The following is a 23,884-nucleotide window of genomic DNA, read 5'->3' on the forward strand; positions in this document are numbered from 1 at the left end:
CCGTGGCCGGTCACAAGGACGGACGAGCCGGGGAGACACGTGAGAGACCATCCTGTGCGGCGGACGCGCCGAAGACAAATCCGCCTGCGCCGGCTGCTGCTGACGGTGGCGTCGGCCCTGCTGCTGCCGAGCATCGCCACGGCGGAGCCGGCGGGGCCGATCGCGGTGCCGGAGGTGCTCGCGAAGGCGGTCTCCGCCGTGGACGGATCTCGACTCGTCGACGCCACCGAGGCAGGCGGTCGCATGCTCGATCTTCGGGTGCACTCGGCGGCGATGAACGCCGATATCGCACTGAAAGTGCTTCGCGCACCGGATGGTTCGGCGCCCGCCCCGGTGCTGTATCTGCTCAATGGCGCCAATGGCGGAGTCGATGCGAGCAGCTGGTTCGAGCAGACCGATGTGGCGGACTTCTTCGCGGGCAAGCAGGTCACCGTCGTGATCCCGCTGGGCGGGCGTGGCAGCTACTTCACCGACTGGCGCGCCGACGACCCGGTACTCGGCCGGCAGCGCTGGACCACGTTCCTGACCGCCGAACTACCCCCCATCGTCGATTCGGCGCTACGCGGCACGGGCGCCAATGCCATAGCCGGGATTTCGATGGCCGGCACCTCGGTCTTCCAACTGGCCCTGGCCGCACCGGGCCTCTACAAGGCGATCGGCTCGTACAGCGGCTGCGCGCGCACCAGCGATCCGCAGGGGCAGGCCTTCGTCACCGCCGTGGTCACGCGCTGGGCAGGCAATGTCGCGAATATGTGGGGCCCGCCCGGCGATCCGCAATGGAGCGCCACCGACCCGTACCTGCACGCGGATCGCCTGCGCGGCACCGCGATCTACGTCTCCGCCGGGACCGGGATCCCGGGCGCCCTCGACACCCTCGACGGACCCGGCATCCAGGGCAATGCGCTGAAGTTGTTGGCGCAGTTGACATCCGGTGGAGTCCTGGAGGCCGTGGCCGATCAGTGCGCGCTCGCCCTCCGCGACCGGTTAGCCGCGTTGCGGGTGCCCGCCACCTTCGATCTACGGCCGGTCGGCACCCATTCCTGGGGTTACTGGCAGGAGGATCTTCACAATTCGTGGACGCTGTTCGACCGCGTGCTCCGATAGGTGCGCGCCACCAGGGCCGAGCGCAGATACCAGACCCCCGAGGTGTGGGTCGGATCGAATCCGGTGAGCTGGCCGATTCGTTTGAGCCGGTAGTCGACGGTATTGGTGTGCACGTGCAGGGTTCGCGCGGTGCGCTGGCGGTTCAGGTTGTTGCTGATGTGCAACTGCAGCGTCTGCAGCAGCTCGGGATACTCGTCCAGCGGATCCAGCAGCGTCCCGAGATGATCACGGCCGGGACCGGGCCGGGTGAGCTGGTATTCGAGCGAGAGATCGTCGAAGCGGTACAGCCCGCGCACCAGCTGCAGGCGCTGCACCATGTCGAGCAGCTCGTGCGCCTGCTCGGTCGCGGCCGGAATCTGCTGCGGCGCGGCCTGAGTGACCGCGGCGGTGATCGGGACCTGCGCGGCCTTGGAGAGATTGACGACGAATTCGTCGAGTTCGTCGTCGGGCAGCCCGTGTTTCGGGATCAGGATGGTGCCGCCGTCGACACTCAGCAGCGACAGCACCTTGTCCGGGTAGCGGGTCGCCAGCTCGGCCTGCGTCCGGCGCAGTTTGCGGCGCGCGACCACCTGGGAGTCGAGTGCGCGGTTCTTCTCGTCCGGATGCGGCGGAATCGAAACCGCCAGCACCCGATACGATTCCGCGATCTCGATGCCGCACTCGCGGGCCATGGTGGAGGTGCTGTGGCCGCCGAGCAGCGCCGAGGTCAGGGTGTGCACCGCGGTGTGGTGCTCGCTGATCACCGCGCGCAGCTCCCGCACATACGCGACGGACACGGCCGCGGTCATCCGATCCAGCAACTCCACCACCAGTTTCGCGCCGTCGACCATGGTGTGGAAGTCCGACGCGGTCAGCGCGGACATGGTCGCGTCCGCCTTCGTGTACCTGGTGGTCGACTTGGCCATCACGAGTTCCAGCCCGATCTTGAAACCCTCGTGGATCGCGTGATGGATGGTATCGATCGGGATGCCCTCCCGGGCCCACTGCGCGGCCGCGTCCTCCAGCCGCTTGGTCTTCTCCGGGATGTCGCGTCCGTCGAGCATGCTGACCGCGAGTTCGAGGCAGGTGCGGGTGATGGTGGTGACATCCCCGCGTAGCGCGTCGCCCGGCAGCGTCCCGCACGGGACCACGGTCTCCACGAAATGCCCCACCATGTGCCGCGACAGCTCACGGACATCACGCAGGGCCGAGGACAGGGGCATGCCCGACATGGTCAGGCCGGTACGCGGTGAATCGATCATCGACATCGGCTCATCTCCCTTGCACCCCCCTGCTTCCCGATCCCGAAGCTACCGACCACCCCGACAGCCTGTCCGGGCACTCGTTCTGTGAATAATCGGCAAACTTGACCCGGCCCAGACTGTTAGGTGTCACAACAGCCCAGGTCGGAGTGGGTCGTCGGTCACCAGGCGACGGGGAGTGCCTTCGGGCCGCGGAGCAGCATGCCCTGCTTCCACTCCACCTCGTCCGCGGGAATCGCCAGGCGCAGGTTCGGGAAGCGGCGGAGCAGGGCGGCCAGCGTCACCTGCAATTCGAGGCGGGCCAGCTGCGCGCCCACGCAGTGATGAAAGCCGTGGCCGAAGGCCAGGTGCGAGTTGTGGTGCCGGGCCAGGTCCATGGTGTCGGGATCCGGGAAGACCGTCTCGTCGCGGTTCGCGGTGGCCAGATCCACGAAGACGGCCTCGCCCGCGCGAATCCTGGTGCCGGACAACATGACATCCTCGAGGGCGATGCGCGGGAACGCGCCGCCATTGCCGAGCTGGATGTAGCGGAGCAGTTCCTCGACGGCGGGCGGAACCAGGTCCGGATCGTCGCGCAGCCGCTCCCATTCGCCCTGGGTGAGCAGGATGTAGACGAAATTGGCGATCTGATTGGCCGTGGTCTCGTGACCGGCGACCAGCAGGGTCATGCCGAGCATGATCAGCTCGTCCTCGGTGAGCCGGTCCTCGTCGTCGCGGGCCGCCACCAGCGCGCCGAGCAGATCATCGGCGGGGTGCACCCGGCGCTCGGCGACCTGCTCGGTCAGATACTCGGTGACGGCGGCGAACGCGGCCATGCGCTGCTCTTCGGGGACGGCGGTCGTGGACATGATCGCGTCCGAGAAGTCGCGGAAGCGATGCTGGTCCCGTGGTGGCACACCGAGCATTTCGCAGATGATGGTGACCGGCACCGGGAGCGCCAGCGCCGACACCAGGTCGGCGGGCGAGCCGGCCTCGGCCATGGCCGTCAGCATGCCGTCGACGAGCTCCTCGGCGCGCGGGCGCAGATCCTGCACGCGGTGGGTGGTGAACGCGGTCATGGTCAGCTTGCGGAGCCTGGTCAGCTCCGGCGGGTCCATGCTCATCGGAATGTTCGGCATGGCCGGCGTCTCGCGGACTCGCGGCACATCATCCCGGCCGACCGTGGCGGCGCGGCCGAAGCGGGGATCGCTCAGCACCGAGCGCACGTCCGCGTAGCGGGTGACGAGCCAGGCCTCACCGCCGTACGGCAGCCGGACACGGGAAATCGGTTCCTCGCGTAGCATTTTCAGCGCTGTCGGGTGCGGATCGAGCCGGACCGGATCGCCGAACGGATAGTGGCGGACTTCGGTAGGTGTGGTCACGCGAAACTCCTTCCGCTGTAAGCAAATGCTTACAGCGGTCGATCGTAGGAGTGCGTCACCGAACCGTCAACGCTCGATTTCCGTTATGACGGAGGGAAATTCGTGCTCACCCGGTCCAGCAGGACTCGCGCGGCACGCAGGACATGATCGGCCACCACGCCGGGATCGGCGCTCGCCAACGGCTCCCAGTGATAGACCGACCGCAGCAGGCCGATCCCCAGCAACCAGGCCACCACCAGGTCGGCGCGCAGCTCGGCGTCCGGGCCGTCACCGAGTTCGGTCAGCGCCCGGACGTAGCGCCCGTCCAGCTCCCGCCGGATCACCGACACACCGCTCGCGTGCCCGCTCGAACGCAACGCGGCCTGCAGCCAAAGCTGTTGCTCCGGAGCGGTATTCAGCATCCCGGCCAGCAACCGGCCGAGCAGCTCGTCCTCCGGGCCCTCGGACAGCACCCGATGGCCCCGATCCGCCACGACTGCCCGGAACAGTTCGTCCTTGTTCCCGAAGTACCGGAACAGCAGCGCCTGATTCGCGCCGGCCCGCGCCGCGATCTCGCGCACGGTCGTGCCCTCGAATCCTTTCTCGGCGAACACTTCCCGCGCCGCCGCCAGCAGCGCCGACCGTGTGGCGCCGGCATCCTTCTGCCGTCCGCCAGACTCGCTCCCGGTACCCATTCGCCCTCCGATGCCGCCTCGCCGACGCGCGGCTCCTCCGCCGCCGGCTCCTGCGGCGACCATAGACTCGACCGCGGCGGAAGTTACCGCCGCGCACTGTGCCATCACACCACCGTGAAGGAGTGGCGCTCGTGAATATCGACCTGACCGGCAAGACCGCACTCGTCACCGGATCCACGCAGGGGATCGGGCTGGCCATCGCCGCCGGGCTGGCGCGCAGCGGCGCCCGGGTCGGGGTGAACGGCCGCACGCCCGACCGGGTCGAGAGCGCGGTGGACGAACTGCGCGCGGCCGGCGCGGACGTTTTCGGGCTGACCGCCGACCTCGCGTCCGCCGCCGGTGTGAATCGGCTGGTGAACGAGCTTTCCGTCGTGGACATTCTGGTGAACAACCTCGGGATCTTCGGGGCGGTGCCCGCGCTCGACATCAGTGATGAGCAGTGGCAGGCCATGTTCGAGGTCAATGTGCTGGCGGCCGCGCGGCTGATCCGGGGGTACATGCCGGGCATGATCGAGCGGGGGTGGGGGCGGGTGATCCAGATCGCCAGTGACTCCGCCGTGGTCATTCCCGAGGAGATGATCCACTACGGAGTGTCCAAAACCGCGCTGCTGTCGGTGTCTCGCGGTTTCGCCAAGGCCGCAGGCGGGACCGGGGTCACGGTCAATTCGGTCATTGCCGGACCGACCCACACCGGCGGCGTCGAGGACTTCGTCTATCAGCTCGTGGACCGGTCGCTGCCCTGGGAGCAGGCCCAGCGCGAGTTCATGCGTAAGCACCGGCCGCAATCATTGATCCAGCGGCTGATCGAGCCGGAGGAGATCGCCAATATGGTGGTCTACCTCAGCTCACCGTTCGCGTCGGCGACCACCGGCGGAGCTCTCCGCGTCGACGGCGGCTACGTCGACTCGATCCTGCCGTGACTCCGGCGCGGTCTCGGCGACCGTGCGGATTCGGTTGTAGCTGTCGGCGATTCCCGCCAGTACAGGGCGGGATGAAAGCGGCCGGCCCGCAATTGGGCCGCCAGGCTCGCGGCGAAGATACCCCAGGAACAATATCGACGCCGCCGCATAGCCGAGGTTAAGAGTCTGGGCGAGTAGATCGCCACCGGTCTCGCCGAGCGTGGTCGCCGCGATCTTCAGCACCCAGAACAGGGCGGTCACCTGGGGGAGCTTGTAGTTCGTATGCGGTTGCGCCGCGGACATGCGGGTCCCTGTTCGAGCGGTCGGTTACCGGACGAGGGGGAGTCTGCCCGCGCGTCGCTGAGAAGCCGCTGAGGCAGGCCCGAAGTCACCTCGTGGCGGTAACCCCCCGTGGCAGGGCCGAGGGGGTAGTGCCGAGGGGGTAGTGCCGACTCCCCCCGCCGGAGCCGGCACTACGGCCGTGCGACCTCGTGCCCGCTGACCCGCACGCTCGAGCTGTAACACGCCCGGCGGCTCAACTGCCGCTCGGCGATTCGCTCCACCAGCAGCGGGATGAACTCCCGAACCCGGTGCCCCTCGAAATCCCGATGAATACCCCGAACCACCTCCCCGACGACCCGAGCCGTCAGATCAGGAAATCGATTGGACAGCCGCGCGACAAGGTCGCTCATCTGCTGCTCTTCATCGGATTCCGTCATACCGTGCGCTCGCCTCCATCACCCGCGTTGGCGCCGCCATCCGTCCCGCCCCAACGGATGGCCAGCGAAGTGGACAACGGCCCGGGGTGCGCTGACCCCGGACCGTGCCCCTCGAGTGTTGCGGCAAATGCCGAGCTTTTCTCCCCCGAATCGCTATCTGGCACATTTTGTCCCGCACTAGGCACACCAAGTCCGCCCAGCTCACAGATGCAAAATACAAATGAAATTGCATTTGCAACAACATCATTCGAACCGCGGCACCCCCCGCCATTCGATCCGCCCAGCGCACTCCGTTTGCCCACCCGGCCACCCAGCCACCCCGCAGCGACCCCCGCCCGACATGTGGACGCTTGATCACGCGGTAACCAAACGATAGCTGTTGCACCCCTGTCTGCCAAGACCTTTCGCCCGGCGGAGCCTTATCGGGTCGGGAGCGGCCGGGCGCGTTCGCGGACCTCCGCCAGGTGTTCGCGAGGAGTCCATGCGTTGACCCACGCGGGCACTGAGAGTGCGGTGGCCGCGATGCCCAGGTCGCCGCGCGCGGCGGTAGCGAAGTCCTTGCGCAAGTGGTAGGCATCGCGATTGATGAGTCGCCAGTCGTCGGAATCGGTCAGCTTGCCCTGCGCGAACCACTCGAAAGTCCATGTGTATCTATTGAGTTCGTCGCCGAGGGCGACCGCGGACGGGCTACCCAGCAGCTGAACTTCCTGCCACCGCTGGATGCGCTCCCGCTCCAGGTCGGCGAGCTGAGTGAGGCCGTCCTCCAGCGAGGAGACATCGGGATCCACTTCGCCACTGCGCAATCCGACCAACTGTCCGGCGAGAGAGTGCATCTTCCTGGTGACGATCAGATACTCCGAATAGACCTGCAGCCGACGCTCGTCCCACCGCGCGGCCTGGGTGCGATTCCACTTGGATCGTTCGTTGACATACGACGCGAGGAAGGTGATCCCGCCGCCGATGACGACACCGCTGAGCGTGCCGAGTAACTGAAGAAGCACCGTCGAATCGTATTCGCCGCAACGGTTCTGGTGGGGATGACGGTCAGGCTCAGATGGTGGAGCCGGGGCGGATGACCATGAGGATGGTGACGCGGGACCGGGAGGTTGAAGATGCCGGTCAGTATGGCCAGGTGGATTGTGCTGGAAGCGTCTGTCAGGGTGGAAGTTGTTGTGGGCGTGGGGGTCAGGGTTTTCTTGAGGGGGTCCGGCCGCCGAGATCGATACCGGGACCTTCGTCATGCGACCGCGATTCGGGCTCGAGGCCCTCGTGACCGCCGACACCGTGATAGTTCCCGGTTGCTCGGAGGATGCCGGGTCCGCCGTCGGAGGCGGCGCCGCGCGCCGTGGCCGACCGCGGCACCCGCATCGCGTCCAACTGCACCGCTTCCGCGACCAACTCGGCACCACCCCACTCCAATGGCTCCTCCGCACCCGCATCCGCCGCGCCCAGCACCTGCTGGAGAACACCGACCACCCCATCGACCGCATCGGCACCACTACGGTGGCTTCGCGATGGCCGAGGATGCCGACCGGCTACTCGTCAGTGGCATCGTCGAACAAACCGCTCGCGACATGAGCAGTTCCCAAGGGGCAGCAGATCGGGCTGATCGGAATGCTGCTGGCGCAGACAGGAACGTGACGCATGCCGGAGGCATTCGATCCGGTGAGAGTGCCTCGGGACCGGTTCTCCGCCAGGTACCCTCGATCCGATGGGACAACGTGCGCTGTTCACGCTGGCATGTACCGTTCTGACCGCCTGGTGCATGGTGACCACGCCCGGCGCCGCTGCCGCCGATCCGGGTTTACCGCCGGTCGGCGGCGATTTCCTCTGGGGCGTGTCGAGCTCCGGTTTTCAGAGCGAAGGCTTTGCGCCGGACAGCAATTGGAGCCGGTACGCCGGATCCGGTCGCGCCGAGAACTACCGCAATTCGGTCGATTTTCTGCATCGCTACGACGAGGACATTCAACATGCCGCCGATCTCGGAGTCGGTGTCTATCGGGTCAGCGTGGAATGGGCGCGGGTGCAAACGAATCCGGGCGAATGGGATTTCTCGTTCTATGACGCCATGATCGGACGGATTCGCGCGGCCGGAATGCGGCCGATGATCACCCTGGACCACTGGGTGTTCCCGGGCTGGGAGGTCGATCGCGGCGGCTGGCGCAATCCGGGCATGGTCGACGACTGGCTGACCGAGGCCCGTGCGGTGGTGGACCGTTATTCGCAGCTCGATCCGCTGTGGGTCACCTTCAACGAGCCGCTCGCCTATACCGGAAAAGAGCAGCAGATCGGCGATCTCGGCACGCTCGATGTCACGCCCATGATCGATCGGATGGTCGCCGCGCATCGCTCGATCTACGACTACATCCATGTCCGGCAGCCCGGCGCGATGGTCACCAGCAATATCGCCTACTCCGACATCGGTGCGGCGCAGTCCGACGCGTCGTTCGTCGACCGGGTCGCCGACAAGCTCGACTACATCGGAATCGACTACTACTACGGCGGATCCCTCTCCAATCCGCCGAATCTGGCTGCCCAGCTGACCAATCAGCCGTCGAGCCTCGTCCTCGAACCCGACGGCATCTACTACGTCCTGCGCCGCTACGCGCAGAAGTTCCCGGGCCGCCCCCTCTACATCGTCGAGAACGGCATGCCCTCCGACAACGGCTCACCCACCACCGACGGCATGACCCGCGCGGACGACCTCCGCGACACCGTCTACTGGGTCCAGCGCGCGATAGCCGACGGCATGAATGTCATCGGCTACAACTACTGGAGCATCACCGACAACTACGAATGGGGCAGCTACTCACCCCGTTTCGGCCTCTACACCGTCGACGTCACCACCGACCCGTCGCTGACGCGCCACCCCACCGACGCCGTCGGCGCCTACCGCGACATCGCCACCTCCGGCGGCGTCCCCGCCGACTACCTCCCCACCCGTGCCCCGGCCCTGTGCTCCATCCAGGACCTCCCCTCCAGCTGCCTCGACCCGGTCACCGTCGCGGGCCGCTGATCAGCCCGCGGTGCCGGAACGGCGGCGGGCCCGGTGATGCCGAGGCGGGGGCGGGCGGTGATATGTTCGGATTCGCTAGACCAACTGGTTCTGCTCGGTTCACGAGATCCCAGGAGGTGGGCACCTCATGAGTTCACCGAAGACGCTCGATCCGCACTCGGTATCCACCGCGCCGATCGTGGTCGGAATCGATGATTCCCCCGCCGCGATGTCGGCCGTGCGCTGGGCGGCGGAGACCGCGGGGGCCCGCGGGCGGGAACTGCTCATCGCGCACGGGACGAACGTGAACGTGATCGTGGGGGTGATGGGCACCTTCTCGAGCGTGAACGCCGAAGTCGAGCAATCGATTCAGTCCTTCGGCGCCGACCTGGTGACCAGGGCCCAGGACGTCGCCGAGAAGACCTCGCCCGGCCTGACGGTTCGCACCGAGGTGTCCCCGGCGCATCCGGCGCGGCTGTTGATCGACCTCTCGGCCACCGCCCATCTGATGGTGATCGGCGGTCCGGCCGAACGCCGCGGGCTCAATCGGATCGGGTCCATCCTGGTCTCGGTCGCGAGCCAGGCGGAGGGGTCGGTGGTCGTGGTGCGCGACGACGGATCGGCCGACCGGCAGAGCGCGCCGGTCGTGGTCGGCGTCGACGGCAGCCCGGTCAGTGACGCGGCGGTCGGCGCCGCGTTCTACGAGGCATCGGTCCGCAAGGCCCCGCTGGTGGCGGTGCACACGTGGAGCGACATGTATCTGGCCCGGTACTCGGGATTCGTCGACACCACGATCGAGGCCGCGCAGACCACCGAAGCCGAGCGAGCGTTGCTGGTCCAACGGCTGGCCGGGTGGCAGGAGCAGTACCCCGACGTCCAGGTCAGCCGCGACATCCAGCTCGCCGGCCCGATCGATCACCTGCTTTCCTGGTCCGAGCGAGCCCAACTGGTGGTTGTCGGCAGTCGCGGTCGCGGCGGCTTCGCAGGCATGCTGCTCGGCTCCACCAGCAATGCCCTCGTGCAACGCGCGAGCTGCCCGGTCATGGTGGTCCATCCCAGCAAAGACTGACTGATCGAGAGGTGGGTCGATATGACCGGCGCCGAGGATATTGCCGAGGATATTTCAGCCCGGAATCAAGTGGTGGTCGCGGTGGACGGCACCACGAGCGCGGATGCGGCGGCAGCGTGGGCGGGGTCGGAGGCCGCGCTGCACGGGTGCGGGCTGCGCATCGTCTACTCGATCGGGCTGCCCTCGGGATTCGGGCCGGGCCTGGCCCTCGGCAATGCCCGGCCGGACTGGGGACGCACCGATGGCGAGCTGGTGCTGTCCCGAGCCCGGGAGATCGCGCAGCGGGCCGCCGGGCGCGCGATCGACATCGAGACCGATCTCAGTCTCGAGCTGATCACCGGTGAGCTGATCGAACAGTCGCGCCACGCCCGGCTGGTCGTGGTCGGCAGCACGGGCAAGAGCGGGCGCGCCGCACTCGGATCGGTGAGCATGGCGGTCACCCGGCATGCGCACAGCCCGGTGGCGGTGGTGCGTGATTACACCGAATCCTCCTCGCGGCCGGTGCTTGTCGGTGTGGACGGCAGCCCGGGCGGTGAGCGGGCCATGCGGCTGGCCTTCGAGGAAGCCGCCGCCAGGGGAGTCGGGGTCGTGGCGGTGTACGCGTGGAGCGACACCGCCGGTCTGGCGCTGACCGCCTTCGATTGGGATTCGATCGCCGATGCCGAGTACGCCGTCCTGACTCACTGGCTGTCCCCGTGGACCGAGAAGTATCCGACGGTCGCCGTGGAACCGAAAGTGGTGCTGGACGATCCGGCCGGCGCGCTGCTGACCGAGGCCGAGAACGCGCAGCTGGCGGTCATCGGAAGCCACGGTCGCGGCGGATTCGGCGGAATGCTGCTGGGTTCGACCGCCCATACCGTGTCGCAGAGTGCGGCCTGCCCGGTGATCGTCGCCCGCCCGGCGAGCTGACCGAGCCGGATCTTCCTTGCTCCGAAGGCTTTCGGAGGCGGCGAGGACGGAGGCTAGCCGCCATTGGGCGCGCGGCGGCGGGAATGGGTTCCGCGTTCGGGTTCAGAGGGTTCCGGGGTCTCCACGTCGTATCGGCGTACGTACGCGGCCAGGAAAGCTTGCGCGGTGGCCGTCACCGGAATCGCCAGCAGCGCACCCGTCGCGCCGAACAGCGCGGCGCCCGCGAGCACCGCGCCGAAGGCGACCGCGGGATGCATGTCCAGGGTGGTCGCGGTGATGCGCGGCTGCAGCACGTAGTTCTCGAATTGCTGGTAGACGACGATGAATCCGAGAATCCACAGCGCCGTCCGCGGATTGTGCGCCAGCGCCACCACCACCGGAAGCGCGCCCGCCAGGTAGGTGCCGACCGTCGGGATGAACTGCGACAGCACGCCCACCCACAGTGCGAGCGCGAACGCCGACGGAATCCCCAGTACCCGCATCGCGGCGTAGTGCGCCACGGCGGAGAACAAGGCGAGCAGCGCCCGCGAGTACAGGTAGCCACCGGTCTTCTCGACCGCGATATCCCAGGCGCGCAGCACATGTCGCTGCCGTTGCGGCGGCAGCAGCGAGCAGACCGTGTTGCGGAAGCGCGGGCCGTCGGTGGCGAAGTAGTAGGTGAACAGCAGCACGCCCAGGCCCTGGAACAGCACACCGAGCGCCGTGGTGCCGATGCCCCAGACGTCGTCGGCCAGGTCCAGCGCCCAGGACTGCAGCTTGGTGCTCATCTCCGAGGTGCGGTCGGTGATATCGGTGGCCGACAGATCGGTGTGGAAGGTGTTGTTTATCCAGGTGACCGCGCTCTGCATGTCCTGCGGCAGATTCTTGATCAGCGTCGTCACCTGACCGACCACCAATTCGCCCATGGTCCAGACGAATCCGACCAGCACCACGGTCACCACGAGGAACACGGCCAGTGTCGCCGCGCCGCGCTTCCAGCCGCGGGCGGACAGCCAGTTCACCGCGGGCTCGATGGCGAACGCCAGGAACAACGACACCACCAGCACCGTCAGCAGACCGCGCAGTCGCATCAGGCCCCAGAAGGTGATGACAACACCGGCCACGGTGGCGGCGGCCAGCAGGTAGGCGCGCGGCAACCAGGCCGGGACTACCGACGCGACCAGTCGGTCGGGCCTGAGATCGGCGGTCGCGTCCGTGTCGTCCACCGTGTCGTCCGCGCTCTGATCGGGTTTCGGGGAATCATCCTGGGGCACTCCGCCAACGTAGTGTCGTCCGGTCGGTTCGCGCCGCAGTGGCGCGTATGCCCGCGTGTTCTGTTGGGGCGCTCCGTTTCATCCGCGCGATCGCCGGTAAACACAATGCCCTGCCATCGGCTGGTCGACTTGCTGCTGATCTTTGGACGGGGTAATCAAGTGTTCAACGCCGGTGGGGTGATCGAAACAGTGTCCGGGGGGATCCAGAAAGGCAGCCGCGATGGAGTTCGACGCCGACCCGGCCGCGCTGGCGCTGCCCGTGCCACCGACCTTCGGCTCGGTGCTGCGGCGACTCCGTGACGAAAGGGGTGCCTCGCGCGAACGGCTCGCATTCAACGCGGGCGTCAGCGCGAGCTACGTGACCCACTTGGAAAAGGGCGAAAGAGATCGCCCCGCCCGCGAAGTCGTGAGTGCCCTGACACGGTATCTGGACCGGCTCTCACCGCTCGCCCCGGAGGAACAGCGGCAACTCCTGGACCTCGCCGGCCTCGAACCACTGGAGCAGCCGAGCATGGCCGACCTGCGCACCGACCTCGGGCGCGGCATCGAGCACACTCTGTCACTGTACGAACCACACCTGGCCGCCTACCTGGACACGAGACTGAATGTCCTTGTCGCCAACCGGAGTTTCGACCGCGCCTTCCCCGGCCTGTCCGACGACGTGAACCTCCTGCGCTGGATGCTCGGAAACCCTTATGCCAAAGCGGTTCTCGTCGAATGGGAGAAGGAACTGCGGATCGCGATCCAATGGTTCAACGGCTCGAGCGCGCAGAACGGCGAGCCAGCCTGGTCCGAGGACCTGCTGCGCGAACTGAGCAGCTACCCGCTGTTCATGGAGATCTGGTCGAAGACCACGGCCAGATACGGAGGCGTCCGCCCTCTCGTCCGGCTGCGAGACCACCTCACCGGCCGCCAGACCACCGTCGTCGGACAACTCTTCAGCGTCTACAGCACGGCATATCCGGGGAAGCTGCAGATCTTCATCGGTCTACGGAGCTGACCGCCGGCATCAGTCGCTGAACACTCACGTCGCGCCGGCGCGAGATCAGCGCATTTGCGTGAAGGTGGAGTAGTGGTCGCTGGTGTACCAGGCCGAGCCGTTGTCGCCGGTCACGATCCGCTCGGCATCGCGGTTTCGGCCCGGCTGCTTGCAGTTGACGTCCCACTCCCGATACCCGACGCCACCGGGCAACAGCCCGCCCCGGTTCTGCCAGGTGGTACCGCCATGGGTGCCGGGACAGTCGGCCGGCGGCCACTTGCCCTGGTCGATCAGGCCCAAGGTCGTCCAGGCTCGCTGGGGTACCGCGGAATCCACCAGGCGAACCTCCGCACCGACCACCGTCGAGTGCGCGCTCGCGTGTTCCGTGTATCCGCCCGACAACAGCACCGCCACTGTGGCGAGCACTGCCGACGCGACAGCAATTGCCTTGCCCCACAACGTTCTCAACGCGTTCGTCTCCACCGTCATGGGTGCTCACGGTGCCACACGGGTCTGAATCAGCCCTCACGCCGAGCTGTCGTGCGGGTGAATGCGGACCGGATGGCAGAGCCCTGGAGCGGACCGCGGCGCGGCCGTCGGGCCGGGCGCGCTGATCGGGCGTAGGTATCCAGAAAATAGGTATACCCACGGGTCGTTCTACCGTCGTGATTTCGCGGCGCGTGGGTGAGTCTTGCTTCGACCGGATGGAAAACATCGCCGCGAGGTAGTCATGAACGATCTCCAACAATTCGTCAGTCGAAATGCCGCGGGCGTCGAGAGCCTGATGCTGCGCCGGTGTGCGGGGTGCCGGGCATTGCACTCGCCGTTCATCGCGACGTGTTCGTCCTGCAGGTCGGAGGACTTCGAGTGGACCGACTCGTCCGGTTTCGGTGCCATCGTCTCGTGGCGACTGGTGCATCGGAACGTGGAGCAGGGATCCAGCGATGTCGTTCCGACCCTGATCGCCATCGTTGAACTGGACGAAGGTCCATGGATTTACACGACGATCGAAGGCGATGTTCCGCCCATCTCGGACGAGCCTGTTCGCGTCCGATTCGAGCCGCGACCTCGAACAGACCGCTTTCCGGTGTACACGGTGTGCCCCGAGCCCGCGCCGACCGAGGATGATGCGCAGGCCACGACCGCAATCGAGACCACCCGGCCGCAAGCGAAGCCGGAGTACGACAGTTCCTGGATTCGAACCGCACTGCACGACTGTGACCAGCTCGAGCGAGCGCACTGCCTCGATGCGAGCGCGAAGTCTATGCTCGGCTTCGCCGTCCGCTGGGCGCCGTTCGGCGGCGCCACCGCGGCCGAGCTGCTCGTGACATTCGGCATGAGCCGTCGGCGGTTCCTGCGAGCCGTCGAAGAAGCACTGCGCTCCGCACGCACCGACACCGATGTCGTGCGCAGGCTGAAGCGTCAGCTGAAGCAGTCGTTGAGCGAGGCGTGGCGGGCCGACCTCACGGCCCTGCCGGTCGGCGGCTGACCGGACATCCGAACATTGTCACAGTCCATGCACGTGGGGGCCACGACGAGCGGGCGGCCATATCTTGTGATGCCCTACTACCCGCTGGATTCCCTCGCCGCCCGGATACGCCGTGAGGGGCCCGTGCCGGTGGAGACGGTGCTGCAGATCGGGGTGAAGATCGCGAGCGCGTGGCGAGCGCGCACCGGATGGGCATCATCCATCGGGATGTGAAGCCGGACGACATACTGCTCACCGAATACGGTGATCCGGCCTTGACCGACTTAGGTATTGCGGGGGCGCGGGTGGATTCGAGACGGAGTCGGGTCTGCTGACGGCGTCCCCGGCGTTCACGGCACCGTAGGTTCTGGCTGGGGAACCGGTCACCGGTGCCGCCGATATCTGTGGGCTCGGGGCGACGCTGTTCTGTGCGTTGTTTCGAACGTCGAAGCGGTGAGCAGGTGGTGGCGCAGTTCCTACGGATTGCCAGTCAGCCGATACCCGACCTTCGTGAGCAAGGGATCTCCAATGATCTTGCGGCCCTGGTGGAATCAGCGATGCGTGCGGACCCGGCGCGTCGACCATCCGCATCCGAGTTGGGCGCAGCGATCCAGGAGGTACAGCTGGCCGAGTCCTGTTGTCGGCCTGTCCGGACCCGCGGATCCTGGCGACCAGTCGCGAACCGCTGGATATCGCCGGGGAAGTGGTGGTGCGTGTCCTGCCGTTGTCGACTCCGTCGGGTGACGGCCTGCACCGGCTGGGTGGGCTTCCCAAATACGATGAGGTCACCCTGTTCGCCGACCGCGCGGCGGCTGTCGTTCCTGGTTTCGAAATCACCGGGGAGAACAAGGAAGCCGTCGCCGGCATTTGTTCTCGGCTGGATGGTCTGCCGTCGGCGATCGAATTGGCGGCGGCCAGAATGCGGACAATGTCGCCGGAGCAGATCCTGCAACGCTCGCGATCACCGAAAAGTACGGCGAATACCTGTGCGCTGTGGGGTTTGGGGATCGCCACGCTGCGCCGAGGAGAACGAGGCGAAGCCCAGCAGCATTTGCAGGAGTCGCTCCGATTGGACCGAGCCGCACACAGTCCCGTCATCGCGGCGCTCGACCTCGAGGGACTCGTATGCGCCGTCGGCGCAAGCGATTACAGCCGTGCGGCTGTCCTCATGGGCGCCGCGGAGCACCTGCTGAAAATCGTCCGCCTCCGAGTGCTCGGTATATCCCGAGCTGGACCGCGCGCACAACCAATTTCAGGCGGAAGTGCGTGGCGCCCTCGGAGAGCGTCGTTTCGAAGCGGATTTTCCGCCGTGGCTTGTCGATGGGGCGTCGGGAAGCCGCGTCGCGGCCTTCGCCCTCCGCGAACCAATCGAGGAACCCGCTGGCGGCCCCGGAACTATTTTGACCAAACGTGAGCGTCAGGTCGCCGACCTGATTGCCCGGGGCCTCACCAACAGGCAGATCGCAACAAACCTCGTAATCTCCCAACGCACCGTGCAAGGCCACGTCGAACATATCCTCACCAAATTCGGGTTCAACTCCCGCACTCAGATCGCGGCCTCGGTCGTCGAGTCGGCGGATTCGCTCGAGCAGCTGTGAGCCGCACGCCTCCTGCGCGGGCCAAATGTCAAGCACATTCGATTCCAGTGGTTGCACTCTTTAGTGCCCACCACTCCTCCGGGCAGATATCTGTGGTTACAGCGGAAGGGACTGATGTTTACCGTTGAAGATGAGGTTCTACTCGGATGTGCGGAACTCACGAAGCAGGAGTTGATGAAATGATCGCAAGAATCGTCGGTTTGGCGGCTGCGACCGCTGTAGCGCTCTCACTCGGTGTCGTCGGGGCATCGACTGCATCCGCCAGCGAACCACAGGCCGCGCCTGTGGATGGCTCGATTGGATTCTGTTTCGCGATTCCGTTCCCAGGATCCGCGAGCTTGGTCTGGTGCCTCTGAGAAATCGCCCCGTATAGCGGCGCCCCGAACCTGATCGACGATTCGAAGGGGGTCGGTGGTACCTGATCGCCACGCCGCGCGCTGTGTTGATCGGGCGGACCAGCACAAGATCGCGTTGGTACAGAATGCGTGCGTGAGCATCGCGGACATCGATCACCTCGAGTGGTGGTCCGTGGTGCTCCGCGGCGCGGGGGAAGGCGTCTACGTCGTGATCGACGAAGCGCGGCAGGGGGAAGCCACGACCGAAGAGGTCGAAAATCGCGCGGCCGCCCGCGAGCCGAGGGCGGGGCAGATCGCCGTCGGCCCGCTGCCGAGTGTGGCCCTCGATATCCGAACGCGCAGCTTCAGGCGGGCATATCGGCTTGTGCGACAACGAGAGCCGGGAGTGGGCGTCGGCTGATCTCGTGTGCTTCCTCCGGAGGGAGTCCGAACATGCGCAGCAGGTCCTCGGTGATCTGATCGGAAGCCGCCGCATCGTCGCGTTCGGGATGTTCGTGTAGCAGCTGGCCGAGGCAGAGTGCGCTGCCGGCGACGATCGTCATCGCCAATTCCGGGTCGTGGACCTGGAATCGGCCCGCGCGCACCGCGGCATCGACGTCACGGCGGGCCCGCGGCGCGAGTCCTTTCTCGGAGCTGATGAGGCTCAGTCCGTCATTGAGCAGCACCTTGCTCAGCGTCGGATTCAGCCGGTGCAGGCGGCCGGTCAGGCGGAAGCTCTGGGCGAAGACCTGCGCGGGATCGTCGATGTCCTCGCACAATTGGTCGAGCAGCGCGCCGTGGCGGTCGAGCGCCTCCTCGATCGCGGCGTGGAACAGCTCTTCGCGGCTCTGGAAGTGGTTGTAGAACGACCCCATGCCGACGTCGGCGGCCTGGGTGATCTCGAGAATCGGCGCGTTGAGCTTGCCGTCGGCCAGGAACGATTGCGCGGCGCTCACGAGCGCGGCCCGGGTTCGCGCCTTGCGGCGTTCGAGACGGTTGGGTTCCGAGCCGTTGCGCGCGCTCATCGCTGCTCACCTCTCCTCGCGGGTTCGTACGCCATCGTAGCGGTCACCACTCAGTGTTGACGAATACGTCAGAAGGTCTTGACTGACTCCTTCCTCGTAAGTGACGATATCGTCAGTACTTGGAAGGAGTGGTCGATGAGCGGCCATCACGACGTGCATCGCGATCTGCACAGCGAACAGGGTGCGCTGCCGGGGGAACATCCCGGTCGAGCGGCGAATCCGGTGGTCAAGGTGCTCGATCTGGCATGGCTCGAGTTCGAGAAGCCGGACCTGGATCGTGCCGAGGCGTTCGCGCACGCTTTCGGTTTCGCCACCGCGCTGCGCACCCCGGAGGAGTTGCAGCTGCGCGGCACCGATCCCGGATCGCCGTGCGTACTCATCCGTCGCGGCACTCGGTCGAGGTTCGTGGGTCCGGCATTTCGGGCCGCGGAGATGGCCGATCTGTCTCGTCTGGCGAGAGACGCCGGTCCGAGCCCGCGACCGCTGCCGGAGTCGCTGGGTGGACAGAGCGTGGATCTCGTGGATCCGAGCGGTCTGCGAGTGCGGGTGGTAGCGGATACGCGCGAGTTGCCGGTGCTGGCGGCTCAGTCGCCGCATGTGCTCAATGCGGGACATGAACTGGCGCGGATCAATACGACGCAGCGTCCGCCCAGGGAACCCGCACGGGTGCAGCGGCTCGGTCATGTGGTCGTCCAGTCGACGAAGTACCACGAGACGCTCGATTGGTACCTGCGGTACCTGGGCCTGATCGTCAGCGATTTCCTGTACTACCCGGGTCAACGTGATCAGGGGCCGGTGATGAGCTTCATCCGGTGTGACAGGGGCGCTACTCCGACCGACCATCACACGCTGGCGCTGACCCTGGGGCCGTCCAACAGGTACGTGCACTCCGCGTATCAGGTCGCCGACCTGGATGCGCTCGCGGCCGGCGGAGAATATCTGCGCGAGCGCGGATATCGACGATCGTGGGGGATCGGCCGCCATATTCAGGGCAGCCAGATCTTCGACTATTGGCGTGACCCCGACGGTTTCATGGTCGAGCACTTCAGTGACGGGGACATGTTCGACTGCTCGCTGGAACCCGGCTGGGCTCCGATGAGCGCATCGGGCCTGGCGCAGTGGGGACCGCCGGCCACCAATGACTTCCTCGGCATTTCGCCTGGGGCCCAGTCTTTTCGAGAATTGCGCGCAATCGTGGACGCGCTACGTCAGGACAATGAATTCGATCTCCGCCGACTGCGCGGACTGCTGAAAGTAGCCAACTCATGAGCATTTCCGTCCTCCGGACCGCCGACGCCTGGTGGGTCCGGACATCCACCGGTGCGGCGCGCATCGCTACCGCCGCCGTGACGACCCGCGAACTCCTCGCCGACCGGGCTGCAATCGAGGCCGCGAGGAATTCGTCCGATACCGTTGCGGTGGAGGGTCTTTCGCTGATCTCGCCGGTGAGCGCGCCGTGCCGCGTGGTGGCGCAGATGACGAATTTCGTGTCCCACGTCGAGGACTCGGGCATGGACGCGAAGACCGTGCCGCTCACGTTCTTCCGCAAGAGTTCGGGATCGATCAGCGGCCCCCACGACGATGTGGTTCGCCCCGCCCATGTCCGATTGCTCGATTACGAGGTGGAGATCGGGCTCGTCTTCGGTCGCGAGATGCCGGTGGGTTCCACCATCACCGACGACAATCTGGCCGACTACGTCGCGGGCCTGGTCGTGACGAACGATGTCTCGGCCCGCGACGTCCAGTTGCCGAAAACCCAGTTCTACGAGGCGAAGTCGTACCCCACCTTCACCCCGGTCGGTCCGGCGCTGGTGCTGCTGGACGCCGATGAGCTGAAGCGATTCACCGATCTTCGGTTGCGGCTGTGGGTCAATGGGCAGGTCCGCCAGAACATGACGGTCGCCGACATGATCTACCGGCCCGTCGAGACGCTGAACGAGTTGACCCGTTTTCAGCGGATGGACGCCGGAGACCTACTGCTCACCGGGACCCCCGTCGGCACCGCCATCAGCGCCCCGCCGAAGCCCGTCGCGATCATCGGATCGCTGCTCCCGCCGAAGCTCAAGTGGAAGCTGTTCTTCGAAGGGCAAGCCAAGAATCCGAAGTATCTGCACGAGGGCGACGTGGTGGAAGCCACGATCGGGACCGATGACGGCGTGATCGACCTGGGGCGACAGCGCACGGTCGTGAGGTTCGCCCGGTGAACGAGACCCCCGAGCTCGTCGGCGCGGACCTGCTGTGGCCCCGATACACCGCGCCCGAAAACTTGGCAGAGATCGAATCGCTGCCGCTCGCTTCCCGCGGTCTTCCCGAATCGACCTACGCGCTATTGGAGCGTGCGGCGGCGCGGTGGCCGGACCGCACCGCGGTTACGGTGCTTCCGGATGCGGCGCGTTGGCGAGAACCGTTGCGGCGCAGCTACGCCGAGCTGCTCGCCGATGTCCACCGGTACGCGAACCTGCTCCACGAGCTGGGCGTTCGCCGCGGTGACGCGGTTGCGCTCATCGCGCCGAATTGCGCGGACCTGATTCCCGCGTTGCTCGCGGCGCAACTGGCGGGGATTGCGGCGCCGATCAACGGTGGTCTCTCCGGTGACCACATCGCCGAGTTGCTGCGGCGTTCGGGGGCACGGGTTCTGGTCGCGGCGGGACCTGAGCTGGCGGCGGAGACCTGGGCAGTCGCGCACGAGCTGGCTACGCAGGGATTGCTGGACGCGCTGCTGGTCTTGCGCCCGAGTGCTACCTCAGGGTCGGCGCCCGCCTTGCCGTTGGTGGATAGCGTGCGGGTCGGCTATCTGACTGACCTCGCGGCCGAACATGATTCGAGCAGTTTTGTCGGCATACCGCCTGTCGCAACGGATCTGGCAGCGCTCTTTCACACCGGGGGGACCACCGGGGTGCCGAAACTGGCCGCGCACAGGCACTCCGGGGAGGTCGCGAACGCTTGGATGATCGCCGCCAATTCCCTGCTCGACGAGGACGCGGTGGTCTTCGCGGCGCTGCCGCTCTTCCACGTCAACGCGTTGATCGTGACACTGCTCGCCCCATTGTTCCGTGGCCAATCGGTCGTCTGGGCCGGGCCACTGGGATACCGGGACCTGTCCTTGTACGCGCAGTTCTGGAACATCGTGGAGCACTACCGAATCGCGGCGATGAGTGCTGTCCCGACCGTGTACGCCGTCCTTGCTCAATGCCCGGTAAACGCCGATATCTCGAGCCTGCGATACGCCATGGTCGGCGCGTCACCGCTGCCGCCGGCAGTCCGGGACAGTTTTCAGGAGCACACCGGCGTCATGCTGGTGGAGGGCTACGGGCTGACCGAGGGCACATGCGCGACCGCACGCAGCTTCCCCGACGCGCCGCGACCGGGTGCGGTCGGGCAGCGCATGCCCTACCAGCGGGTCGCGATCGTTCGAGTCCGCGAGGACGGTGTCTGGGAGGAGCTGCCGGTAGGTGAGATCGGCGCGCTGGCGGTTGGCGGCCCAGCGGTTTTCGCGGGATACGTGATCAGCCGTGACGCGAACGGTCACCTGACCGATGGGCTCGGCGCACTGCACCAAGGGTGGTTGAACACCGGCGACCTCGCTCATATCGATGAGGACGGCTTCATCTACCTGCATGGCCGGGTGAAGGACCTCATCATCCGCGGCGGCCACAACATCGATCCAGCGACGATCGAGGACGCCCTGCTGGCGCACCCCCACGTGAGCGCCGCCAGCGCGGTCGGCCGTCCCGACGCGCACGCCGGCGAAGTACCCGTCGCCTATGTAGCGGTGGTCGCGGACTCGGACGTGACCGAGGCCGAGTTGGTCGCGTGGGCCGCCGAACGTGTCGCCGAGCGCGCGGCGGCCCCGAAGACGGTGACGATCCTCGACGCGCTGCCGGTGACCGATGTCGGCAAGCCGTACAAGCTCGGACTGCGCGCGGATGCCACCCGTCGCGAATTGCGCGGCGTACTCGCGGAGATCCACGGCGTCATCGATGTCACGGCGACTGTCGTGGACGGTATGGCCGTGGCGACGATCGAACTCGACGCGTCCGATGCGCGGGAGGAAGTCGAGCGGATCCTCGGCCGCTATGCGATCAGGTGGAATATCGAGGTGCGGCAATGAAATTCGTGTCGATCATTCTTGCCGCGTTGTTGGCCGGCGAATTCCTGTTCTTGGGGATGGGCAAGCTGGCGGCGATCACACCGATGCGGGAACGCGCGGAACATCTCGGCTTCACGACGACCGCCTACCGAATCATCGGTGCTCTCGAAGTCGCGGCAGCGGTAGGGGTGCTGGCCGGACTGGCCAGTCCGTCGGTCGGCATCGCGGCGGGAATCGGCCTCACGGTGTTGATGACCGGGGCAATGGCCGCCCATCTTCGGAATCGTGACGGTGCAATGGAAATCGCTCCCGCGGTCGTCACCGGCGTCGTCGCCGTCGCCTACTCGGCTGCGCTGGCTGGAGCGATCCTGTGACCTCGCCAATGGTTCCCGTCGTGATCATCGGTGCGGGTCCGACAGGACTCACCGCGGCTACGTTGCTGGCCCAGTCAGGTATCGAGTCCCTCGTACTCGAGCGGTGGGAGGATATCTATCCACAGCCGCGAGCCGTCCATCTCGACGGTGAAGTCCGCCGAATCATCGAACGTCTGGGTGTCGGAAAGCAATTCGACGCAATTTCCCGGCCCGCGCTCGGGCTGCGCCTGCTCGATCCGGACCACCGGGTTCTGGCTCAGATCGATCGCGATCCGGCGGGCGGTCGCAATGGATACCCGGAAGCGAATCTCTTCGACCAACCGGAACTCGAGGCGATCCTGCGCGACAACCTCGGTCGGTACCCGGTCGCCCGCCTGCGCGGTGGCGCTGAAGTGACAGCGATTGCAGACGAAGGCGATTGCGTACGAATCACTTTCACTGATCGTGCCACCGGCCAGGTCGAAACAGTGTGTGCCGAGTACGTCTTGGGCTGCGATGGGGCCAACAGCCTTGTGCGTCGCACGATCGAAGCGCGGATGCGCGACATGGGATTCGAACAACGCTGGTTGGTCGTGGATATCGCCACGGCAGCGGAGATCGGTCAGTGGGAAGGGGTGCACCAGGTCTGCGACCCCACGCGAGCGGCGACCTACATGCGCATCGGGCAGACTCGCCACCGGTGGGAGTTCCGGCTGCTGCCGGGCGAGACCGCGGCCGACTACGGTGACCTGTTCCGGATCCGGCCCTTGCTCGTACCGTGGATCGACGACATCCTCTTCGATTCACTCGAATTGGTGCGGATCGCCGACTACACCTTCCGTGCCCAGCTGGCCGACCGATGGCGTCGAGGCCGGGTGTTCCTGCTCGGGGATGCCGCCCATCTCACCCCGCCCTTCATCGGCCAGGGAATGGGGGCGGGTATACGCGATGCCGTCAACCTGACCTGGAAGCTGGCCGGGGTGCTGCGCGGCAACCTGCCGGACAGGACGCTCGAAACCTATGAGATCGAGCGAAAACCGCACGCGCAGGCCATGATCCGACTGGCCAAACTCACCGGCATCATCATGACCGAGGGCGGTGAGCAGGGAAACCGCCTGCGCCGCATCATGGCACCGCGGCTGCACCTTGTACCGGGCCTGACGTCGATGATCACCAGCGGCGAGTCGCCTCGACTACATCGCTCGGATCTGGTTCTGGCTCCGCCGCTTCGGCATGGGCTGGCCGGGCACTTGATCCCGAACGGGCGGCTCGCGGATGGGCGTCAGGTCGACGACGTGATAGCCGGTAGGTTCGCGGTGATCGCTACGGTCGATATCCCCGCGAAGGATCGGGAACGAATCGAGGACTGCGGCGCAGCCGTGATATTCGCGCCCTCGGGCACAGCCCTGCATCACTGGCTACGCCGCCGACGCACACTCGCAGTCGTCGTCCGCCCCGATGGAACCGTTCACAGCAGCGGAACCGACCTGTCTGTCCTCGTCGCTCGACTGCGGGAATTAGCGCGCGACCACTGCCGGCGGTATTGAGGTTGCGGCGAGCGCCCGGTCGTACACGGCCTGACCTATCTCGATTCAGCTGCTGCTACGAACGCACCACAGCCGGTTGGGGGTCCTGATAGCAGGTGTGCCCAACCGGAGCCGTATTCAGGCATTGGTCATAGGTATCCCACCCGGTCTAGATGTTAGATATGACGGCCTGTGCAGTCCGTGGCCTCTGGGCCGCCCATGGAAATCATGGCAGCATTCTGAAATCGATCTATTTTAGAGTTCTTGGAACATTGCACCCCCAAGG

23 protein-coding genes and 2 pseudogenes are annotated in these 23,884 nt (G+C 66.4%); 15 read left to right on the forward strand and 10 right to left on the reverse strand.

The window, feature by feature from the left end:
- Positions 1–39 precede the first annotated feature (39 nt).
- Positions 40–1,104: an alpha/beta hydrolase gene (locus ON33_RS35205; RefSeq protein WP_245551093.1), complete on the forward strand. Its 1,065-nt coding sequence runs from the start codon at positions 40–42 to the stop codon at positions 1,102–1,104.
- Here the strand turns inward: ON33_RS35205 and ON33_RS35210 are convergent.
- The 3 genes from ON33_RS35210 to ON33_RS35220 form a co-directional block, all read right to left on the reverse strand.
- A complete protein-coding gene (locus ON33_RS35210; RefSeq protein ID WP_040863473.1) occupies positions 1,065–2,351 on the reverse strand; it encodes a PucR family transcriptional regulator in 1,287 nt (428 codons plus the stop codon). The two genes, ON33_RS35205 and ON33_RS35210, sit on opposite strands and share 40 nt — an antisense overlap.
- A gap of 155 nt (positions 2,352–2,506) precedes the next feature.
- Positions 2,507–3,706 (reverse strand): cytochrome P450, encoded by a 1,200-nt coding sequence (locus ON33_RS35215; protein WP_040863474.1) that lies wholly within the window; start codon positions 3,704–3,706, stop codon positions 2,507–2,509.
- Positions 3,707–3,789: 83 nt separating this feature from the next.
- Positions 3,790–4,380, reverse strand: coding sequence for a TetR/AcrR family transcriptional regulator (locus ON33_RS35220; protein ID WP_040863475.1), 591 nt, complete (start codon positions 4,378–4,380; stop codon positions 3,790–3,792).
- A 131-nt stretch (positions 4,381–4,511) separates the two neighbouring features.
- Between ON33_RS35220 and ON33_RS35225 the strand changes: the two genes are divergently transcribed.
- Positions 4,512–5,300, forward strand: a complete 789-nt coding sequence (locus ON33_RS35225; RefSeq protein WP_040863537.1) for an SDR family NAD(P)-dependent oxidoreductase — start codon at positions 4,512–4,514, stop codon at positions 5,298–5,300.
- On the opposite strand, the pseudogene ON33_RS40330 reads toward ON33_RS35225, so the two are convergent.
- The 4 genes and pseudogenes from ON33_RS40330 to ON33_RS42085 form a co-directional block, all read right to left on the reverse strand.
- Positions 5,294–5,582: pseudogene (locus ON33_RS40330) on the reverse strand (hypothetical protein); the annotation flags it as partial. The gene ON33_RS35225 and the pseudogene ON33_RS40330 overlap by 7 nt on opposite strands.
- 170 nt (positions 5,583–5,752) lie before the next feature.
- Positions 5,753–5,998, reverse strand: a complete 246-nt coding sequence (locus ON33_RS35230) for a three-helix bundle dimerization domain-containing protein (protein ID WP_063711151.1) — start codon at positions 5,996–5,998, stop codon at positions 5,753–5,755.
- A 419-nt stretch (positions 5,999–6,417) separates the two neighbouring features.
- Positions 6,418–6,999: a hypothetical protein gene (locus tag ON33_RS38890; RefSeq protein ID WP_051153359.1), complete on the reverse strand. Its 582-nt coding sequence runs from the start codon at positions 6,997–6,999 to the stop codon at positions 6,418–6,420.
- 184 nt (positions 7,000–7,183) lie between these two features.
- Positions 7,184–7,474, reverse strand: a complete 291-nt coding sequence (locus tag ON33_RS42085; protein WP_157184908.1) for a hypothetical protein — start codon at positions 7,472–7,474, stop codon at positions 7,184–7,186.
- A 235-nt stretch (positions 7,475–7,709) separates the two neighbouring features.
- On the opposite strand from ON33_RS42085, the gene ON33_RS35245 reads away from it, so the two are divergent.
- From ON33_RS35245 to ON33_RS35255, 3 genes are all read left to right on the forward strand, one after another.
- Positions 7,710–9,014 carry a family 1 glycosylhydrolase gene (locus tag ON33_RS35245; protein WP_040863477.1) on the forward strand — a complete coding sequence of 435 codons (1,305 nt, stop codon included), beginning with the start codon at positions 7,710–7,712 and terminating at the stop codon, positions 9,012–9,014.
- Between the two features lie 127 nt (positions 9,015–9,141).
- Positions 9,142–10,062 carry a universal stress protein gene (locus ON33_RS35250; RefSeq protein WP_040863478.1) on the forward strand — a complete coding sequence of 307 codons (921 nt, stop codon included), beginning with the start codon at positions 9,142–9,144 and terminating at the stop codon, positions 10,060–10,062.
- Between the two features lie 21 nt (positions 10,063–10,083).
- Positions 10,084–10,971, forward strand: coding sequence for a universal stress protein (locus tag ON33_RS35255; protein WP_051153360.1), 888 nt, complete (start codon positions 10,084–10,086; stop codon positions 10,969–10,971).
- A gap of 53 nt (positions 10,972–11,024) precedes the next feature.
- Here ON33_RS35255 and ON33_RS35260 read toward each other — a convergent pair whose 3' ends face one another.
- Positions 11,025–12,224, reverse strand: coding sequence for an AI-2E family transporter (locus tag ON33_RS35260; protein ID WP_245551095.1), 1,200 nt, complete (start codon positions 12,222–12,224; stop codon positions 11,025–11,027).
- Between the two features lie 220 nt (positions 12,225–12,444).
- On the opposite strand from ON33_RS35260, the gene ON33_RS35265 reads away from it, so the two are divergent.
- Positions 12,445–13,224 carry an MmyB family transcriptional regulator gene (locus tag ON33_RS35265; protein ID WP_245551097.1) on the forward strand — a complete coding sequence of 260 codons (780 nt, stop codon included), beginning with the start codon at positions 12,445–12,447 and terminating at the stop codon, positions 13,222–13,224.
- 45 nt (positions 13,225–13,269) lie between these two features.
- Here ON33_RS35265 and ON33_RS35270 read toward each other — a convergent pair whose 3' ends face one another.
- Positions 13,270–13,692: a guanyl-specific ribonuclease gene (locus ON33_RS35270; protein WP_083869548.1), complete on the reverse strand. Its 423-nt coding sequence runs from the start codon at positions 13,690–13,692 to the stop codon at positions 13,270–13,272.
- 295 nt (positions 13,693–13,987) lie between these two features.
- On the opposite strand from ON33_RS35270, the gene ON33_RS40335 reads away from it, so the two are divergent.
- The 4 genes and pseudogenes from ON33_RS40335 to ON33_RS35300 all read left to right on the forward strand — a co-directional run bounded on the left by ON33_RS40335 (position 13,988) and on the right by ON33_RS35300 (position 17,025).
- Positions 13,988–14,692: a Zn-ribbon domain-containing OB-fold protein gene (locus ON33_RS40335; protein WP_245551123.1), complete on the forward strand. Its 705-nt coding sequence runs from the start codon at positions 13,988–13,990 to the stop codon at positions 14,690–14,692.
- Positions 14,686–15,626, forward strand: a pseudogene (locus tag ON33_RS43770) (serine/threonine-protein kinase); the annotation flags it as partial. The gene ON33_RS40335 and the pseudogene ON33_RS43770, both read left to right, overlap by 7 nt.
- A gap of 307 nt (positions 15,627–15,933) precedes the next feature.
- Positions 15,934–16,269, forward strand: a complete 336-nt coding sequence (locus tag ON33_RS42450) for a response regulator transcription factor (RefSeq protein WP_245551099.1) — start codon at positions 15,934–15,936, stop codon at positions 16,267–16,269.
- A 489-nt stretch (positions 16,270–16,758) separates the two neighbouring features.
- A complete protein-coding gene (locus tag ON33_RS35300; protein WP_157184909.1) occupies positions 16,759–17,025 on the forward strand; it encodes a hypothetical protein in 267 nt (88 codons plus the stop codon).
- On the opposite strand, the gene ON33_RS35305 is transcribed toward ON33_RS35300, so the two are convergent.
- Complete coding sequence (locus tag ON33_RS35305) at positions 16,970–17,629, reverse strand: TetR/AcrR family transcriptional regulator (protein WP_040863483.1); 660 nt, start codon at positions 17,627–17,629, stop codon at positions 16,970–16,972. The genes ON33_RS35300 and ON33_RS35305 overlap by 56 nt on opposite strands.
- Positions 17,630–17,764: 135 nt before the next feature.
- On the opposite strand from ON33_RS35305, the gene ON33_RS35310 reads away from it, so the two are divergent.
- From ON33_RS35310 to mhpA, 5 genes are read left to right on the forward strand one after another with little or no spacing between them, the layout of a single operon-like run.
- Positions 17,765–18,898, forward strand: a complete 1,134-nt coding sequence (locus tag ON33_RS35310) for a VOC family protein (protein ID WP_040863484.1) — start codon at positions 17,765–17,767, stop codon at positions 18,896–18,898.
- On the forward strand, positions 18,895–19,833 hold the full coding sequence (locus ON33_RS35315) for a fumarylacetoacetate hydrolase family protein (protein WP_040863485.1): 939 nt from the start codon (positions 18,895–18,897) through the stop codon (positions 19,831–19,833). Before ON33_RS35310 ends, ON33_RS35315 begins: the two co-directional genes overlap by 4 nt.
- Complete coding sequence (locus ON33_RS35320) at positions 19,830–21,740, forward strand: acyl-CoA synthetase (RefSeq protein WP_040863486.1); 1,911 nt, start codon at positions 19,830–19,832, stop codon at positions 21,738–21,740. Before ON33_RS35315 ends, ON33_RS35320 begins: the two co-directional genes overlap by 4 nt.
- The gene (locus ON33_RS35325; protein ID WP_040863487.1) at positions 21,737–22,093 is read left to right on the forward strand and encodes a DoxX family protein; all 357 of its coding nucleotides are present in this window, start codon (positions 21,737–21,739) and stop codon (positions 22,091–22,093) included. The genes ON33_RS35320 and ON33_RS35325 overlap by 4 nt, the downstream gene beginning before the upstream one ends.
- On the forward strand, positions 22,090–23,619 hold the full coding sequence (gene mhpA / locus ON33_RS35330; protein ID WP_051153361.1) for a bifunctional 3-(3-hydroxy-phenyl)propionate/3-hydroxycinnamic acid hydroxylase MhpA: 1,530 nt from the start codon (positions 22,090–22,092) through the stop codon (positions 23,617–23,619). The genes ON33_RS35325 and mhpA overlap by 4 nt, the downstream gene beginning before the upstream one ends.
- Positions 23,620–23,884 lie beyond the last annotated feature (265 nt).

Origin of the sequence: Nocardia niigatensis NBRC 100131 (assembly GCF_000308655.1) — a bacterium.
GTDB lineage: Bacteria > Actinomycetota > Actinomycetes > Mycobacteriales > Mycobacteriaceae > Nocardia > Nocardia niigatensis.